Source organism: Propioniciclava sp. LT432 (genome assembly GCF_059515965.1).
This window is the reverse complement of record NZ_JCAKNE010000018.1, coordinates 93,550-107,867: the sequence shown is the minus strand read 5'-3', so window position 1 is coordinate 107,867 and position 14,318 is coordinate 93,550. Positions and strand designations below refer to the sequence as shown.

The following is a 14,318-nucleotide window of genomic DNA, read 5'->3' as shown; positions in this document are numbered from 1 at the left end:
ACCGTTCCTGCCGTCGCGGTGAGGATCAAGGCGTCACCCGCGGCGACCTGGAGGGCCGCCTGGCTCACCCCCCGGCGCGAGCTCAGGATGTCTACCGTGGCGTGCACCCAGGTCGAGATCGCAGCGTCCAACGACTTCGACGTGACCGCGCCCACGTCCTCGTATCGGCCGCTCCGTCGTTCGGCGGGGATCATCGCGAACCGTTCCGTGCGGGCCTTGACAGCAGCCAGCACCGATCGAGGCGCCTGCAGATGGTCCCGGTCCTGCAGGAGTGGCAGGGACACCGTGGCCACGGCGTGAACGATCGAGACGACGTTGGCCTGTAAGCCCTCCAGAGCAGCCCGGTCCACATCGGTGCGCGCCGGTTTCTCGCCAACCAGCAGGTCCGCGATCAGCCCCAATCGGAGCGCCAGCTCGCCCACCGCCGGATCGGGCTTCAGGGACGCTGCTGCGGAACCGTTGTCGGCCGTGGCCTCGAGCACCCCTCGCCCGACTTGGCCCAACACCAACCGGACGGACCCCATGTCGTCCAGCCATGCCGGTTCCACTGGCACCGCGTCCAGGACGCGGAGAGCTGCGGTCGCCAACCTGGGCCATACCGCCAGAACCTCCAGGCCGCGCTCGCCGTAGCGATTCTCGGCACGCCGGTCCTCGAGTTCCGCACACAGGTCCCAGGCGCGGGTGTGGACGTCGTCCAGCAGCATCCCGACCGTGGTGGTCATCGTGCTGCCCTCGCCCGCACCGCCTGTAACGCGGCCCACAAGGCCAGCGGCACCACCTGCCGCGCTGCGACCAACACATTGGACGCGGCGTCCAGCGACGCGATCGCGTCCAAGCCGGGATCGACTTGCTGTGGCACGACCCCGAAGTCACCGAACAGGCCCTCCAGGTCCAGACACTCCGCCGCCAGGAACAGCGATTCCCCGGTTGGGTCGTCCGCCGACACGAACGCGACCACCGCGCTCCGCACGTGACCCAGCGCCAACCCCAGTGCCAACAACTCATCCATGCCGTCCCGCCCTTCCAGTAGCTCTCGCTAACCAGAAGTGCCGAGCAGGGGTGTCGACGGACACCGGGCAGGACACGAGTTCTCGGAGGGCGCGGAACAAGCACCTCCAAGTTCCCCACGAGTTCCCCACCGAGGCATGAAAAAACCCCCTGCCCTAGTGGGAGGGGGTTTTTCGTGGTGGGCCTAACTGGACTTGAACCAGTGACCTCTGCCTTATCAGGGCAGCGCTCTAACCGTCTGAGCTATAGGCCCGCTGTGCGGTGCACCGGAGGATCACTCTAGCGTCCCACCCGGCACGCGCTCAAATCGGGCCGGTACTCGCAGCCAACTCGACGTCAACCACGCGTGGAGCGCACGAAGCGGCGTCCCTTGGCGATGTAGTCCACGGCGGCGATGAGATGCAGGACCACCCCGACGACGAGGAGAGTCTGGCCGATCGCGTTGGCAGGCTCCCAAACGGTGATGCCCATCACGATCAGCACCGCCGCGACGAACAGGACAGCCGTCCGGGTCTTGCCGACCCAGCTCACGCTGAGCTCCCCCGCCCGCGCCACGCGCGCGGCCAGCACGGCGACGAACATGTCGACCACGAAGATCACGATCAGCACCCACCACCCGATCACACCCGACGCGCCGAGGGTCAGGGCCAACCCCCAGATGCCGAGCCGGTCGGCGAACGGGTCCAGCCACGTCCCCAGCTTCGACGTCTGGTTCAGCTTGCGGGCGAGCACGCCGTCCACCCAGTCGGTGGACGCCCACAGCCCCAGCAGGATGACCGGAAGCCAGGATCCCTTGTCGCCGGTCCAGATGAACCAACAGACGGGAACCAGCAGGAGCAACCGGAGGAGCGTGATCGCGTTCGGGATGGTCCAGGGCCGCAGGCCCTCGATCCGCTCAGCGATGGTGCGCTGGTCCACCGGCGGCTCGGTCATGTCAGTCCTCTGCCAGTGTCAGCTCCAAGCCGCCCAGCATGCTGGCGGACAGGTTGTACAGGAACGCGAAGATCGTGCCCAAGGCGGTGAGGATCACCACGTTGACCACGGCGAACAGGGTCGTGAAGCCCATGACCTTGTTGGTGTTGACGAAGTCCTCGACCCGGAAGGGGCTCTGGTCCTGGTCGCTGCTGAGCAACTGGGTGAGGATGCCGTTGATGGCCTCGATCATGCCGGAGGCCCCGATGAGGGTCCACAGGACGTACACGGCGACCCACAGCATGATTCCCGCAGCGATCGCGAAGAGGAACGACGTCTTCATCACCGACCAAGGATCCACGTGCGAGATGCGCAGGCGTGCCCGTCGCGTCCGTGTGCTCACCCGGGTCCGCGGGGTGGCGGCCGGCGTCTTGTCCCGGGCCGGCCCCAGCCGCATGCCGGACGACGTCCGTACCCCCTGCTTCTGCGTGTCAGTCACCGGAGTCCTCCTCGGCCGGGACGCCGTCGGCGACGTCCGGTGAATCAACCGTAGCTGCTGTCGTTGCTCCCGTCGTGTCGGCGGCACCATCGGAACCCGCGTCGGCAGTCTCGGCAGCGTCGGCAGCCCCCTCGGCTTCCTCTGGCTCCTCGGCCTCCGGGTAGAGCGCGATGACGGTGACGGTGTCGTCGCCGGTCAGGCCGACGAACTTCACGCCCATGGTGTCGCGGCCCTTGGCGGGCACGTCCGACACGGACGACCGGATGACCTGGCCGGACTGCTTGATGGCGATCACCTGGTCGTCCTCGCTCACCACGAGCCCGCCGACGAGCGACCCGCGGTCCTCGTTGAGCTTCATCGCCTTGATGCCGAGGCCGCCGCGCCCCTGGAGACGGTACTCGGACACGGCCGTCCGCTTGGCGAAGCCGCCGTCGGTGACGGTGAACACGAAGCGGTCGTCCTCGGGGGTGTCGGCGTCGATGACGGCCATGCTGAGCAGTTCGTCACCGTCGCGGACGTCCCCGGCGACGGAGTTGGCCGGGGCCTGACGGAACCGCATGCCCGTCACGCCGGACGTCGCCCGGCCCATGGGCCGCAACTGCGCGTCGTCGGCGCGGAACCTGATCGCCTGACCCTTCTTCGAGATGAGCAGGACGTCGTCCTCCTCAGAACAGATGGCGGCGCCGATGAGCTCGTCGCCCTCCTCCCGGAAGTTCACCGCGATGAGGCCGGCGGCGCGCGAGCTGTCGTACGCCGTCAGGTCGGTCTTCTTGACCAGGCCGTTCTTGGTCGCGAGCAGCAGGTACGGCTTGTCCTCGTACCCACGGATGGTCAGGACGGACGCGATGCGCTCGTCCGGCAGGAACGACATCAGCCCCGCGACGTGGCCACCCTTCGCGTCCCGGGACGCCTCGGGCAGCTGCCACACCTTGGTGCGGTAGACGCGTCCGAAGTTGGTGAAGAACAGCAGCCAGTCGTGGCTCGACGCGGTGAACAGGTGCTGCACCTCGTCCTCGCTGCGCAGGGACGCCCCGCGCACCCCCTTGCCGCCCCGCTTCTGGACGCGGTACTGGTCCGAGCGCGTCCGCTTCACGTAGCCGCCGTAGGTGATGGTGACGACCATGTCCTCGTCGGGGATGAAGTCCTCGTCGGAGAGGTCGCCGTCGGCCGCGATGATGCGGGTGCGCCGCTCGTCGCCGTACTTGTCGGTGATCTCCTGCAGCTCGGTGGAGACGATCTGGCGCTGGCGCTCCGGCTTGGCGAGGATGTCCTTCAGGTCGGCGATCTGTCGCTCGTAATCGGCGAGGCGGTCGATGATCTTCTGGCGCTCCAGCGCGGCGAGCCGGCGCAGCTGCATCTCGAGGATGGCGCTGGCCTGGACCTCGTCGATGTCGAGGAGCTGCATGAGGCCGGTGCGGGCCTCCTCGGTCGTCCGGGAGGCGCGGATCAGCGCGATGACCTCGTCGAGGGCGTCCAGCGCCTTGACCAGCCCGCGGTAGATGTGGGCGTCCCGCTCGGCCTGGTCCAGGCGGTACTGCGTGCGCCGCTGGATGACCTGCACCTGGTGGCGGATCCAGTACCCGAGGAACTGGTCGAGGCGCAGCGTGCGCGGCACCGAGTCGACCAGGGCCAGCATGTTGCAGCCGAACGTGTCCTGCAGCGGGGTGTGCTTGTACAGGTTGTTCATCACGACGCGCGGCTGGGCGTCCCGCTTCAGGACGATGACCAAGCGCTGGCCGGTACGGGCGGACGAGTCGTCGCGGATGTCGGCGATGCCCGTCAGGCGGCCGGAGTTCACCAGCTCGGCGATCTTGAGCGCCAAGTTGTCCGGGTTGCACATGTGGGGCAGCTCGGTGACGACGAGCGAGGTGCGACCCTTGCTGTCCTCCTCCACCTCGATGACCGCCCGCATGGACACCAGCCCACGACCGGTGCGGTAGGCGTCCTCGATGCCCCGACGGCCCACGATGAGCGCGCCGTTGGGGAAGTCCGGCCCCTTGATGCGCTGCATGCACGCCTCAAGGTTCTCCTCCTTGGACGCCTCGGGGTGCGCCAGCATCCACTGGACGGCGTCGTTGACCTCGAGCAGGTTGTGCGGCGGGATGTTCGTCGCCATGCCGACGGCGATGCCGGTCGAGCCGTTGACCAGCAGGTTCGGGAACCGCGCCGGCAGGACGGTCGGCTCGGTGTCCTTGTTGTCGTAGTTCGGCTGGAAGTCGACGGTGTTCTCGTCGATGTCGCGGACCATCTCCATGGCCAGCGGGTTCATCTTGGACTCGGTGTACCGCATGGCGGCCGCGCCGTCGTTGCCCGGCGAACCGAAGTTGCCCTGCCCGTCGACGAGCTTGTGCCGCATCACCCACGGCTGCGCGAGGCGGACGAGGGTGTCATAGATCGCGGTGTCGCCATGCGGGTGGTACTTGCCCATGACGTCACCGACGATGCGGGAGCACTTGTTCCAGCCGCGGTCGGGGCGGTAGCCACCGTCGTACATCGTGTAGAGCACCCGGCGGTGCACCGGCTTGAGGCCGTCACGGACGTCCGGCAGAGCACGACCCACGATGACGCTCATCGCGTAGTCGAGGTAGCTCCGCTGGATCTCGTCGTTGAGGTCGACCTCTTCGATCTTCCCGTTGAGCTCGACGATGGCATCCTTGTCGGGCGCCACGGCCGCGACCGGCCGCTCCCCCGGGTCGGGGACGAACGCGTCGTGCTTGTCGAGCTGCTCGTTGATCTCCGCGCTCACCTCGGGCGGGGAGTCCGGCGAGACGGGCGTGTCGGGGGTCAGCGGAAGCTCGGGCGTCGTGTCGTCGCCGTCCACCGGCGGCTCGTTGGGTGTGTCACTCATCAGTCAGTCTCTTTCGGTGGATCAGATGTCGAGGAAGCGGACGTCCTTGGCGTTGCGCTGGATGAAGTTCCTGCGCTGCTCGACGTCCTCGCCCATCAGGATGCTGAACATGTCGGACGCCGCCGCCGCGTCCTCGAGGGTCACCAGCGCGAGGGTGCGCTGGTCGGGATCCATGGTGGTGTTCCACAGGTCCTCGGCGTCCATCTCACCCAGGCCCTTGTACCGCTGGATCGGGTTCACGTTCGGCAGCTTCTTGCCCGCGGCGAGACCGGCGTCGCGCATCGCGTCGCGCTCATCGTCGGAGTAGGCCAGCTCGTGGGGCGCGTTCGTCCAACGCAGGCGGAACAGCGGCGGCTGGGCCAGGTAGACGTGGCCGGCCGCGATGAGCGGACGCAGGAACCGGAAAAGCAGGGTCAGCAGCAGCGTCCGGATGTGCGCGCCGTCGACGTCGGCGTCCGCCATCAGGACGATCTTGTGGTAGCGCAGGCGGTCGATGTCGAAGTCGTCGGAGAAGCCCGTGCCGAGCGCGTTGAAGATCGCCTCGACCTCCTTGTTCGCCAGGATGCGGTCCAGGCGGGCCTTCTCGACGTTCAGGATCTTCCCGCGGATCGGCAGGATCGCCTGGGTGCGCGGGTCGCGTCCGCCCTTGGCCGAACCACCGGCGGAGTCACCCTCGACGATGAACACCTCGCACTCGACGGGGTTGCGGCTCGAGCAGTCGGCCAGCTTGCCGGGGAGAGACGTGGAGCCCAACAGGCCCTTGCGGTTGCGGGCCATGTCGCGGGCCTTGCGGGCGGCCATGCGGGCCTGCGCTGCCGCCTGGGACTTGCGGATGATGTCCTTGCCCTCGGCGGGGTTCTTCTCGAACCAGTCCCCCAGCAGGTCGTTGACGACCTTCTGCACGAAGCTCTTGGCCTCGGTGTTGCCGAGCTTCGTCTTGGTTTGACCCTCGAACTGCGGTTCACCGAGCTTGACCGAGATGATGGCCGTCAGGCCCTCGCGGATGTCGTCGCCGGAGGGACGGTCCTCCTTCTTCTTGATCATGCCCCACGTCTCCCCCCACCGGTTGACGGTGTTGGTGAGCGCGGCACGGAAGCCCTCCTCGTGGGTGCCGCCCTCGTGGGTGTTGATCGTGTTCGCGAACGTGTGCACGCTCTCGGAGAACGAGGTGTTCCACTGCATCGCGACCTCGAGCGACAGCTTGTCGGCGGAGTTCTCCGCGTCGATGGCGATGACGGTGGGGTGGATCGTGTCCTTGGTGCCGGTCAGGTACTTGACGTAGTCGATCAGGCCGTCGTCGTACCGGAAGGTGATCTCCTCCTCGTGGCCGTCGACGTCGTCGACGAAGTCGGCCAGCTCGTCCTTCTCATCGGACTGCGTGGGGACGGGGCGGGCGTCGATCAGCCGGATCGTGAGGCCCTTGTTCAGGAACGCCATCTCGCGGAAGCGCGTCGACAGGGTCTGCCAGTTGTAGTGCGTGGTCTCGAAGATGTGCGGCGACGCGTGGAACGTGATCGTGGTGCCGACCTCGTCGTCCTCGGTCAGCGGGTCGAGGCGCTTCAGGTCGTAGTCGGGGACGCCGAGGCTGAACTCCTGGCGCCAGTGGTGGCCGTCACGGCGGACGTCCACCTGGAAGTGGTCGCTCAGCGCGTTCACGACGGATGCGCCCACGCCGTGGAGGCCGCCGGAGACCTTGTACCCGCCGTCGCCGAACTTGCCGCCCGCGTGCAGGACGGTCAGGGCGAGCGTGACGGCCGGGATCTTCTCCTTGGGGTGGAGGTCCACCGGGAAACCACGGCCGTTGTCGGTCACACGGACGCCGTCGCCGGGCAGCAGCTCGACCGTGATGAGGTCGGCGTACCCCGCGAGGGCCTCGTCGACGGAGTTGTCGACGATCTCGTAGACGAGGTGGTGGAGGCCGCGCTCACCGGTCGAACCGATGTACATGCCGGGACGCTTGCGGACCGCCTCCAAGCCCTCGAGGACGGTGATGGCACTGGCGTCGTAGACGCCCGCCTCCACCGAGTGCGAGGAACCGTTGCGGGGCGCGGACTGGTTCTCTGCCGTCACAGGCTTCATCTCTCCTTGCATGCGGACGCCGCCCACGGCGATGGTGCGGGGCGGCGACCCTTGAACTCGTCCATCCTACTAGGAAGGCCCGGACAATCTGCGCTCTGTGAGCGGAGACTTGGCCGTGGGCGGGCCTGTGGGCCGGTTTGGACGCCCGTCCTCCCCCGAATCCGACCCCCGATATGGATCCGGGGGGTGAACGGACGCCCAGCGGCCTGCGACGGGAAGGTGGCGCGCAAGATTTCCACACGCGGAATATGGTTGAAGGATCAACCGTTGAGGAGGCATGACCAGCACGCAGACCTTGCCCACGACCACCCGCATGGGCGGCGTCGCGCTCGACGTCGCCGACCTCGACGGCATGAGTGCCTTCTACCGCGAGGCCCTGCTGCTCGACCACGTCGCCGATCGCGGCGACCAGGTTGACCTCGGCCGCGACGGCGAGACGCTCGTCACCCTGCGCCACCGCCCCGACCTGCCCCGCGGCGAACGTCGCGCGGCCGGGCTGTTCCACACCGCGATCCTCCACGAGACACCCGCCGCGTTGGCGACCACGCTGGCGGCGTTCGCGGTGAGCCCCTACGTCCACCTCTTCACGGGCCCCGGCGACCACCTCGTCTCGCAGGCCTTCTACCTGGACGACCCCGAGGGCAACGGCGTCGAGATCTACTACGACCGCCCCCGCGACCAGTGGACCTGGGTCGACGGCCGCGTCCAGATGGCGACGCTGGGCATCGACCCCAACCAGTTCCTCGCCGAGCACCTGACGCCGACCGCTCGGGACCTGGTGGAGACCGCCCCCGACCGCCGCGGCTCCCTGCCCGACGGCACCACCGTCGGCCACGTCCACCTGAAGGTCGGCAACACCGCCCAGGCGAAGGACTTCTACGTCGACACCCTCGGGTTCGACATCACCGCCGAGATGCCGGGCGCCCTGTTCGTCTCGGCCGGCGGGTACCACCACCACATGGCGATGAACACGTGGGCCTCCGAGGGCGTCGGGCTCCGGACGCCGGGGCTCGGCCTTGGCCGCGTGGACATCGTGCTGCCGACGCCCGCCGACGTGAACGCACTCAGCGAGCGGGCCCGCGGACGCGGCCTCCAGGTGCGCGAGACCGGGGCGTCCGTCGAGTTGTACGACCCGTGGGGCAACCTCATGCTGGTCTCCGCCTGACGAAGGTCGGTGTCTCGGACCCCGCGGGCGGGTTCCCCGCGGGGTCGTCCGAGCGGTGTTCCCGCCCGAGCGCCTGCTCCGCTAGCGTCGGCAGCGCCGCAACGACGCCCCGGACGGACCCCCCATGCCCCCACCCACGTCCACGGACACCGAAGCCCTCAGGTTCGCGCTCGCCCACGAGGGCGTCCGTTTCCATGTCCTCCAACCGATGCTCGGGCTCGCCGTGGGCGACGTGGCCGCGTCCGTGAACCGGCTGGCGCGCCACGGCCTGGTCCAGCTGCGCTGCACACCCCGGGGCGAGACGGTCGTGCTGCCGGGCCGTCCCCCCTGCGCAAGCTGTTGGCGCGCGACGACCTGCCCCAGGAGCTGCGGCGCCTGCTGGTGGTCCGGACGTGCCTCCAAGCGCTGGGCGAGCGGGATCTGCCGGGCTCGGTGCGCCTGCGGGACGCGGTGGAGATCTCCTCGCGCATGGACGCGTGGCGGCGTGGCGCGCGCCGCCGGTTGGTAGCCATCCACGACCTCGTCGGGGGACCCCACTTTCGGACCCCTCCCTCGTCGGCGCCACCATGAACGAGGTGCTGCGCTACCACGCGCCCTTCCCCGTCGCCGGGCGGGGTGTGACGCGCGACGTCGAGGTGGGCGGCGTCACGGTCCCCGCGGGGGCGCAGGCGGCCGTGATGATCGCCTCCGGCAACCGCGACGAGCGCCACTACGACGACCCGGGCTCCTTCCGCATCGAACGCAACCCGATCGACCACCTGGGCTTCGGGTACGGCATCCACGGGTGCGCGGGCCAGGGCCTCGCCCGGCTCGAGGTCCAGGCGGCCCTGACCGCCCTGGCCAGGCACGTGAAGTCGTTCCGCATCGGCTCCCGGACGCCGCGTCTCACCAACATGACCCGCGGCTGGGAGAGCATCGAGGTCCTGGACGTGGTCCCGGCCTGACCCTGTGCTGCACGGCTCAGCCGTACGTGTCCCGCGGTCCGCGCCCCTTCACGGTGCGCGGGCCGTGCCGCCAACTGGGTGCCTCGGGCCCCAGGATCCGGACGGCCTTGACCGTGCCGTCACCCAGGGTCGCGTTCATCTTCGCGACGATCTGGGGGGCCATCAGCCGCAGCTGGGCGGCCCAGTTCGTCGATGTCGTCCGGACGACCACGACCCGCTTGTCGTAGGCCTCCGGGTGGGAGTGCTCGGCGACGGCGTCCCCGACCAGTTCGGGCCATCGCCCGAGCAGCAGGTGGACGTTCACCTGCGTGCCCCAGCCGCGGCGCTCGATCATGCCCTCCAGCGCCTCGCCAAGGCTGAGCGGGTCGGCCTTCTCCCGGCCGGACGCCCTGCGCCCGCCCCCGGCCTTCTTCCGCGGCGTGGGCTGGCGCGCCGGCTGGGTCGGCACCGCACGGCCGGCCGCCGCCGCGATCCGGCGGGCCAGGTCGAGGCCCGTGGGATCGAACGGGATGGGGTCCAGGCCCTCCTCGTCGTCCTCACTCGGCGTCATCGGCGTCCACCCCCTCGCTCCGATCACCGGCCCCCGCGTCGGCGCCTGGATCGCTGTCCTCCTCGTGCACGTCCAGCGTGACGGTTCCATCGGCGATGATCCAGCGTTTGCCGGCCAGGGATTCGGGGACGTCCGAGGCGACCGCGGCCGTGATGAGCACCTGTTCGGCGCCGGCGATCCGGTCCGCGAGTCGCGAACGGCGCACCTCGTCCAGTTCGGCGAACACGTCGTCCAGGACCAGGACGGGCTCCACCCCGTCCGCTCGGAGCAGCGCGTAGGCGCCCAGGCGCAACGACAGCGCGAAGGACCAGGACTCGCCGTGGCTCGCGTAGCCCTTGGCGGGCAAGGGGCCCAGCGAGAGCACCAGGTCGTCACGGTGCGGGCCGACCAGCGTGACACCGCGGGCGATCTCGTCGTGGCGGCGCTCGGTCATCCGCTCCCTCAGCCGTGCTGTGAGTTCGTCCGGCGTGGCGTCCAACGTGACGACCTCACCGGGCGCGGGGTCGAGCCCGAGCGAGCTCGACCGGTAGGCCACCGTCGCCACGTTGTTGCTCGGCGCGATCGCGAGGTAGGCGTCCGCGACGTACGGAGCCATGTCGGCGAGGGTCTGCAGCCGGGCCGCGACGATGTCGGCGCCGAGCCGGGCCAGCGAGTCGTCCCAGACGTCCAACGTGGCCGCGGCGTCCGGCTGGACGGGGCCGCGGCGTCCGGACAGGGACTTCAACAGCATCGACCGCTGCCGCAGCACCCGGTCGTAGTCGGCACGGACGCCCGCCAGGCGGGGCCAGCGCTGGGTGATGAGGTCGTCCAGGAAGCGCCGGCGGTCGGACGGGTCGCCCTTGACCAGGGCGAGGTCCTCGGGCGAGAAGAGCACGACGCGCAGGGCGCCGAGGATGTCCCGCACCCGCCGCAGCGGACCTCGGTTGATCGACGCCCGGTTGGGCTTGCCCGCGTGCAACTCGACCTCGAGCGCAAGCGCGCGGGGATCGTCCACGCCGGCCTGGACGCGCGCCCGCACGATGGCGCGCGAAGCCCCGAACCGGATCAAGGGCGCCTCGGACGCCACGCGGTGCGACCCCAGCGTGGCCAAGTACTCGACCGCCTCGACGAGGTTGGTCTTTCCCTGCCCGTTGCGCCCGGTCAGCTTGGTGACGCCGGGTTCCAGCGAGAGTTCGGCGAACTCCCAGGACCGGAAGTCCGCCAGGCTCAGGTGGGTGACGAACAACCTACTGGGGGAGGCGCATCAGCATGATGACGTGCTTGTAGTCGGGCGACGGGTCACCGTCGATCTCGAGCAGCGGCGTCAGCAGGCAGGGCTTGCCCGGGGCGGTGAAGGAGAAGTTCACGTACGGGGTGTCGAGGGCGTTGAGCGCGTCGAGCAGGTAGTGCGGGTTGAAGCCGGCGGCCGTCATGGACAGCCCGCCGCCGGTCTCGTCGACGACGGTCGCCTCGACGGCCTCCACGGCCTGGGCCTGGTCACCGGTGGCCGCCTCGAGGGTGATGTGGTCCTCGGCGATCACCATGCGCAGCGACGTGTTGCGCTCGGCGACCAACGCGACGCGCTTCACGGCCGCCACGATCTCGGAGGTGTTCGCCCGGACGGTCACCGTGGGCTGCACGTTCATCAGGTGCCGGACCTTCGGGAACTCACCGTCCAACAGGCGGGTGGTGATCTGGCGGACGCCGTTGGTGCCCTCGCCCTCGAAACCGATCAGGCCGTCGCCGCCGTCGCCGGCCGACAGGGACAGCGAGATCCTGTCACCGGCCGTCATCGACTTGGACGACTCCGCGAGCACCTTGGCGGGGACGAGCGCGGCGGCCTCGGTGTTGCGCGAGGTCGGGTTCCAGGGCAGTTCCTTGAGCGCCATGCGGTAGCGGTCGGTCGCCAGCAGCGAAAGCGTGTCGCCCTCGATCTCGACGCGGACGCCGGTGAACACCGGGAGCAGTTCGTCCCTGCCGGCGGCCACCACGACCTGGGAGACGGCCTGGGCGAACGTCTCCGGGGTGACGGTGCCGGTCGACACGGGCATGTCGGGCAGGTTGGGGTACTCCCCCACCGGCAGCAACTGCAGCGTGAAGCGCGCCGAGCCACACACGATCTCCATCTTGGAGTCGTCGGACGTGAGGTCCACCGGCTTGGCCGGCAGGCTGCGTGCGATGTCGGCCAGCAGGCGGCCGGAGACGAGCGCGAGGCCGTCGTCGTGCACCTCGGCGGAGATGGTCACCTTGGCGGAGGTCTCGTAGTCGAAGCTCGACAGGACGACCTGGTCACCCGACGCCTCGATGCGAAGGCCCGCCAGGATCGGCACGCTCGGCCGGTTGGGCAGGCTGCGCGCCACCCACTGGACGGCGTCGGCCAGGACGTCACGCTCGACACGAATCTTCACTGATGGCTCCCAGGTCGGTTTCGCACCCGGACGGACACGGGTGGCTGCGTTGCTGATCCTATCGCGCTGCCCGGGTGTGTCCGGCTACCCACACATGGGCGGGGTCGTGAGGTTTAAGGGATTGAGTTGTATCTCCACTCTTCATCGTCTTAACGGGTGTGGATCTCGTGGACAACGGACGTCGGTGCTTGTGACCTCGGCGATTCGCGGGCCGGGATGTTGTGGGCAAACCGAAATGACACGGGGAGGATTTGTGGACCAGCGACGGCCTCCCAACACTGTCCACAGCCAACCCCACTTGTCCACAGGGTGTTTGGGGAGAACCTGCCGAGCGATTGGACGGAGCAGCGGGGCGCGCGGGACAGGCCTCCCGGCGATTGGACCGGAGAGGGGCGACCAGGAGTGGCGGGGGCTCGGGTCAGCGCGCGGCCGCGGACTGCTTGATGCGGTTGGTGAGCTCGGTGACCTGGTTGTAGATCGTCCGTCGCTCGGCCATCAACTGCCGGATCTTCTTGTTGGCGTGCATGACCGTGGTGTGGTCGCGGCCGCCGAAGAGGCGTCCGATGGCGGGCAGGGAGAAGTCGGTCAGCTCCCGGCACAGGTACATGGCGATCTGCCGAGCCGTGACCAGGACGTGGGTGCGGGCCGGGCCGCACAGGTCGTCGACCGTGATGTTGAAGTAGTTGGCCGTCTGGCTCATGATCAGGGCCGGCGTGATCTGGGCGTCCACCCCTTCGGGGATGAGGTCCTTCAGCACCTCCTCGGCGAGGCGGAGGTCGACGGGCTGGTGGTTCAGCGAGGCGAACGCGGTGACGCGGATCAGGGCGCCCTCCAGTTCGCGGATGTTCGTCGCAATCTTGCCCGCGATGTACTCGAGCACCTCCGGCGTCGCGGTGAGGTGCTCGGACGTCGCCTTCTTCCGGAGGATGGCGATCCGGGTCTCCAGGTCGGGCGGCTGGATGTCGGTGAGCAGCCCCCACTCGAAGCGCGAACGCAGCCGCGGCTCGAGCGCCTCGAGCGCCTTCGGCGGACGGTCGGACGTCAGCACGATCTGCTTCTGTGCGTTGTGCAGCGTGTTGAACGTGTGGAAGAACTCCTCCTGCGTCTGGATCTTGCTCTCCAGGAACTGGATGTCGTCGATCAGCAGGACGTCGATCTCGCGGTAGGTGCGACGGAACTCGACGGTCCGGTTCTCCGAGATCGCGTTGATGAAGTCGTTCGTCAGCTCCTCGGTGGAGACGTACTTGACCTTCACCTGCGGGAAGTACTGCCGCACGTAGTGGCCGATCCCGTGCAGCAGGTGGGTCTTCCCCAGGCCGGAGGGCCCGTAGATCATCAGCGGGTTGTACGACTTCCCCGGCGCCTCGGCGACGGCGACGGCTGCCGCGTGCGCGAAGCGGTTGGACGAGCCGATGACGAAGTTCTCGAAGGTGTACTTCGGGTTGAGGCGGTCACCGTTGGTCGATCCCGGCACCAGGGAGGCTCCCGCGCCCAGGCTAGAGACCTCGAGGGGCAGCACGGGAGAGGCGGTGGTGTCCTCGAGGTCGGTCTCCAGGGACGGGTCGACGGACACGGCCAGGTGGATCGGGCGTCCGAAGTGCCCGGCGAGCGTCGACTCGATCCAGTCGCGGTGCTTGACCGCGACGCGCTCCCTGGAGAAGTCGTTGGGAACGGCGATCACCAGGGTGGACTCGTGGAGCGCCAGTGGCTTGGCGGCCTTCACCCATGGCTTGATCGGGGTGCCGGCCAACTCACAGACCTGGTTCCATGCCCCCCTCAGGGCGTCGATGCCGTCCTGGGTCATGGATCACTTCCCTCGGTTGTCCGTCCATCCACATCTCTGTCCACACAGTGTGGACAACTATGCATGATGTGCGACGCCTGCGACAGGCGAGGCGCTCTGTGGCGGTTCGTGTGGAGAGACAC

At 68.8% G+C, this 14,318-nt stretch carries 13 protein-coding genes and 1 tRNA gene; 2 read left to right on the top strand and 12 right to left on the bottom strand.

Annotated features, from left to right (window positions below; translation table 11 throughout):
* The 7 genes from AC5YDV_RS11705 to gyrB form a co-directional block, all read right to left on the bottom strand.
* Window positions 1–722, bottom strand: a 722-nt coding sequence (locus AC5YDV_RS11705; RefSeq protein WP_496184223.1) for a hypothetical protein, incomplete at its 3' end; no start/stop codon positions are given.
* Complete coding sequence (locus tag AC5YDV_RS11700; RefSeq protein WP_232549221.1) at window positions 719–1,009, bottom strand: hypothetical protein; 291 nt, start codon at window positions 1,007–1,009, stop codon at window positions 719–721. The genes AC5YDV_RS11705 and AC5YDV_RS11700, both read right to left, overlap by 4 nt.
* Before the next feature lie 175 nt (window positions 1,010–1,184).
* Window positions 1,185–1,261, bottom strand: a tRNA-Ile gene (locus AC5YDV_RS11695).
* 83 nt (window positions 1,262–1,344) lie between these two features.
* Window positions 1,345–1,941, bottom strand: coding sequence for a CDP-alcohol phosphatidyltransferase family protein (locus AC5YDV_RS11690; RefSeq protein WP_496183499.1), 597 nt, complete (start codon window positions 1,939–1,941; stop codon window positions 1,345–1,347).
* Window position 1,942: 1 nt separating this feature from the next.
* Window positions 1,943–2,419, bottom strand: coding sequence for a DUF3566 domain-containing protein (locus tag AC5YDV_RS11685; RefSeq protein ID WP_496183498.1), 477 nt, complete (start codon window positions 2,417–2,419; stop codon window positions 1,943–1,945).
* Window positions 2,412–5,267, bottom strand: coding sequence for a DNA gyrase subunit A (gene gyrA, locus AC5YDV_RS11680; RefSeq protein WP_496183497.1), 2,856 nt, complete (start codon window positions 5,265–5,267; stop codon window positions 2,412–2,414). Before gyrA ends, AC5YDV_RS11685 begins: the two co-directional genes overlap by 8 nt.
* A 21-nt stretch (window positions 5,268–5,288) precedes the next feature.
* Entirely contained in the window at window positions 5,289–7,358 is a 2,070-nt protein-coding gene (gene gyrB / locus AC5YDV_RS11675; RefSeq protein ID WP_496183505.1) for a DNA topoisomerase (ATP-hydrolyzing) subunit B, read from the bottom strand.
* A gap of 265 nt (window positions 7,359–7,623) precedes the next feature.
* On the opposite strand from gyrB, the gene AC5YDV_RS11670 reads away from it, so the two are divergent.
* Window positions 7,624–8,511: a VOC family protein gene (locus tag AC5YDV_RS11670; protein WP_496183496.1), complete on the top strand. Its 888-nt coding sequence runs from the start codon at window positions 7,624–7,626 to the stop codon at window positions 8,509–8,511.
* Window positions 8,512–8,592: 81 nt separating this feature from the next.
* On the opposite strand, the gene AC5YDV_RS11665 is transcribed toward AC5YDV_RS11670, so the two are convergent.
* Complete coding sequence (locus AC5YDV_RS11665; protein WP_496183506.1) at window positions 8,593–9,048, bottom strand: hypothetical protein; 456 nt, start codon at window positions 9,046–9,048, stop codon at window positions 8,593–8,595.
* Here AC5YDV_RS11665 and AC5YDV_RS11660 point away from each other — a divergent pair.
* The gene (locus AC5YDV_RS11660) at window positions 8,988–9,455 is read left to right on the top strand and encodes a cytochrome P450 (protein WP_496183495.1); all 468 of its coding nucleotides are present in this window, start codon (window positions 8,988–8,990) and stop codon (window positions 9,453–9,455) included. The genes AC5YDV_RS11665 and AC5YDV_RS11660 overlap by 61 nt on opposite strands.
* Before the next feature lie 16 nt (window positions 9,456–9,471).
* On the opposite strand, the gene AC5YDV_RS11655 is transcribed toward AC5YDV_RS11660, so the two are convergent.
* The 4 genes from AC5YDV_RS11655 to dnaA form a co-directional block, all read right to left on the bottom strand.
* Entirely contained in the window at window positions 9,472–10,005 is a 534-nt protein-coding gene (locus AC5YDV_RS11655) for a DciA family protein (protein ID WP_496183494.1), read from the bottom strand.
* Complete coding sequence (gene recF / locus AC5YDV_RS11650; protein WP_496183493.1) at window positions 9,992–11,230, bottom strand: DNA replication/repair protein RecF; 1,239 nt, start codon at window positions 11,228–11,230, stop codon at window positions 9,992–9,994. The genes AC5YDV_RS11655 and recF overlap by 14 nt, the downstream gene beginning before the upstream one ends.
* 1 nt (window position 11,231) lies before the next feature.
* Complete coding sequence (gene dnaN / locus AC5YDV_RS11645) at window positions 11,232–12,392, bottom strand: DNA polymerase III subunit beta (RefSeq protein WP_496183492.1); 1,161 nt, start codon at window positions 12,390–12,392, stop codon at window positions 11,232–11,234.
* Window positions 12,393–12,810: 418 nt separating this feature from the next.
* Window positions 12,811–14,196 carry a chromosomal replication initiator protein DnaA gene (gene dnaA / locus AC5YDV_RS11640; protein ID WP_496183491.1) on the bottom strand — a complete coding sequence of 462 codons (1,386 nt, stop codon included), beginning with the start codon at window positions 14,194–14,196 and terminating at the stop codon, window positions 12,811–12,813.
* Window positions 14,197–14,318: the final 122 nt, after the last annotated feature.

Excerpts from the sequence above, each read along its gene's own strand:
- AC5YDV_RS11700 (WP_232549221.1), bottom strand. The coding sequence starts at position 1,009 with ATGGATGAGTTGTTGGCACTGGGGTTGGCGCTGGGTCACGTGCGGAGC.
- AC5YDV_RS11690 (WP_496183499.1), bottom strand. The coding sequence starts at position 1,941 with ATGACCGAGCCGCCGGTGGACCAGCGCACCATCGCTGAGCGGATCGAG.
- gyrA (WP_496183497.1), bottom strand. The coding sequence starts at position 5,267 with ATGAGTGACACACCCAACGAGCCGCCGGTGGACGGCGACGACACGACG.
- gyrB (WP_496183505.1), bottom strand. The coding sequence starts at position 7,358 with ATGCAAGGAGAGATGAAGCCTGTGACGGCAGAGAACCAGTCCGCGCCC.
- AC5YDV_RS11670 (WP_496183496.1), top strand. The coding sequence starts at position 7,624 with ATGACCAGCACGCAGACCTTGCCCACGACCACCCGCATGGGCGGCGTC.
- AC5YDV_RS11655 (WP_496183494.1), bottom strand. The coding sequence starts at position 10,005 with ATGACGCCGAGTGAGGACGACGAGGAGGGCCTGGACCCCATCCCGTTC.
- dnaA (WP_496183491.1), bottom strand. The coding sequence starts at position 14,196 with ATGACCCAGGACGGCATCGACGCCCTGAGGGGGGCATGGAACCAGGTC.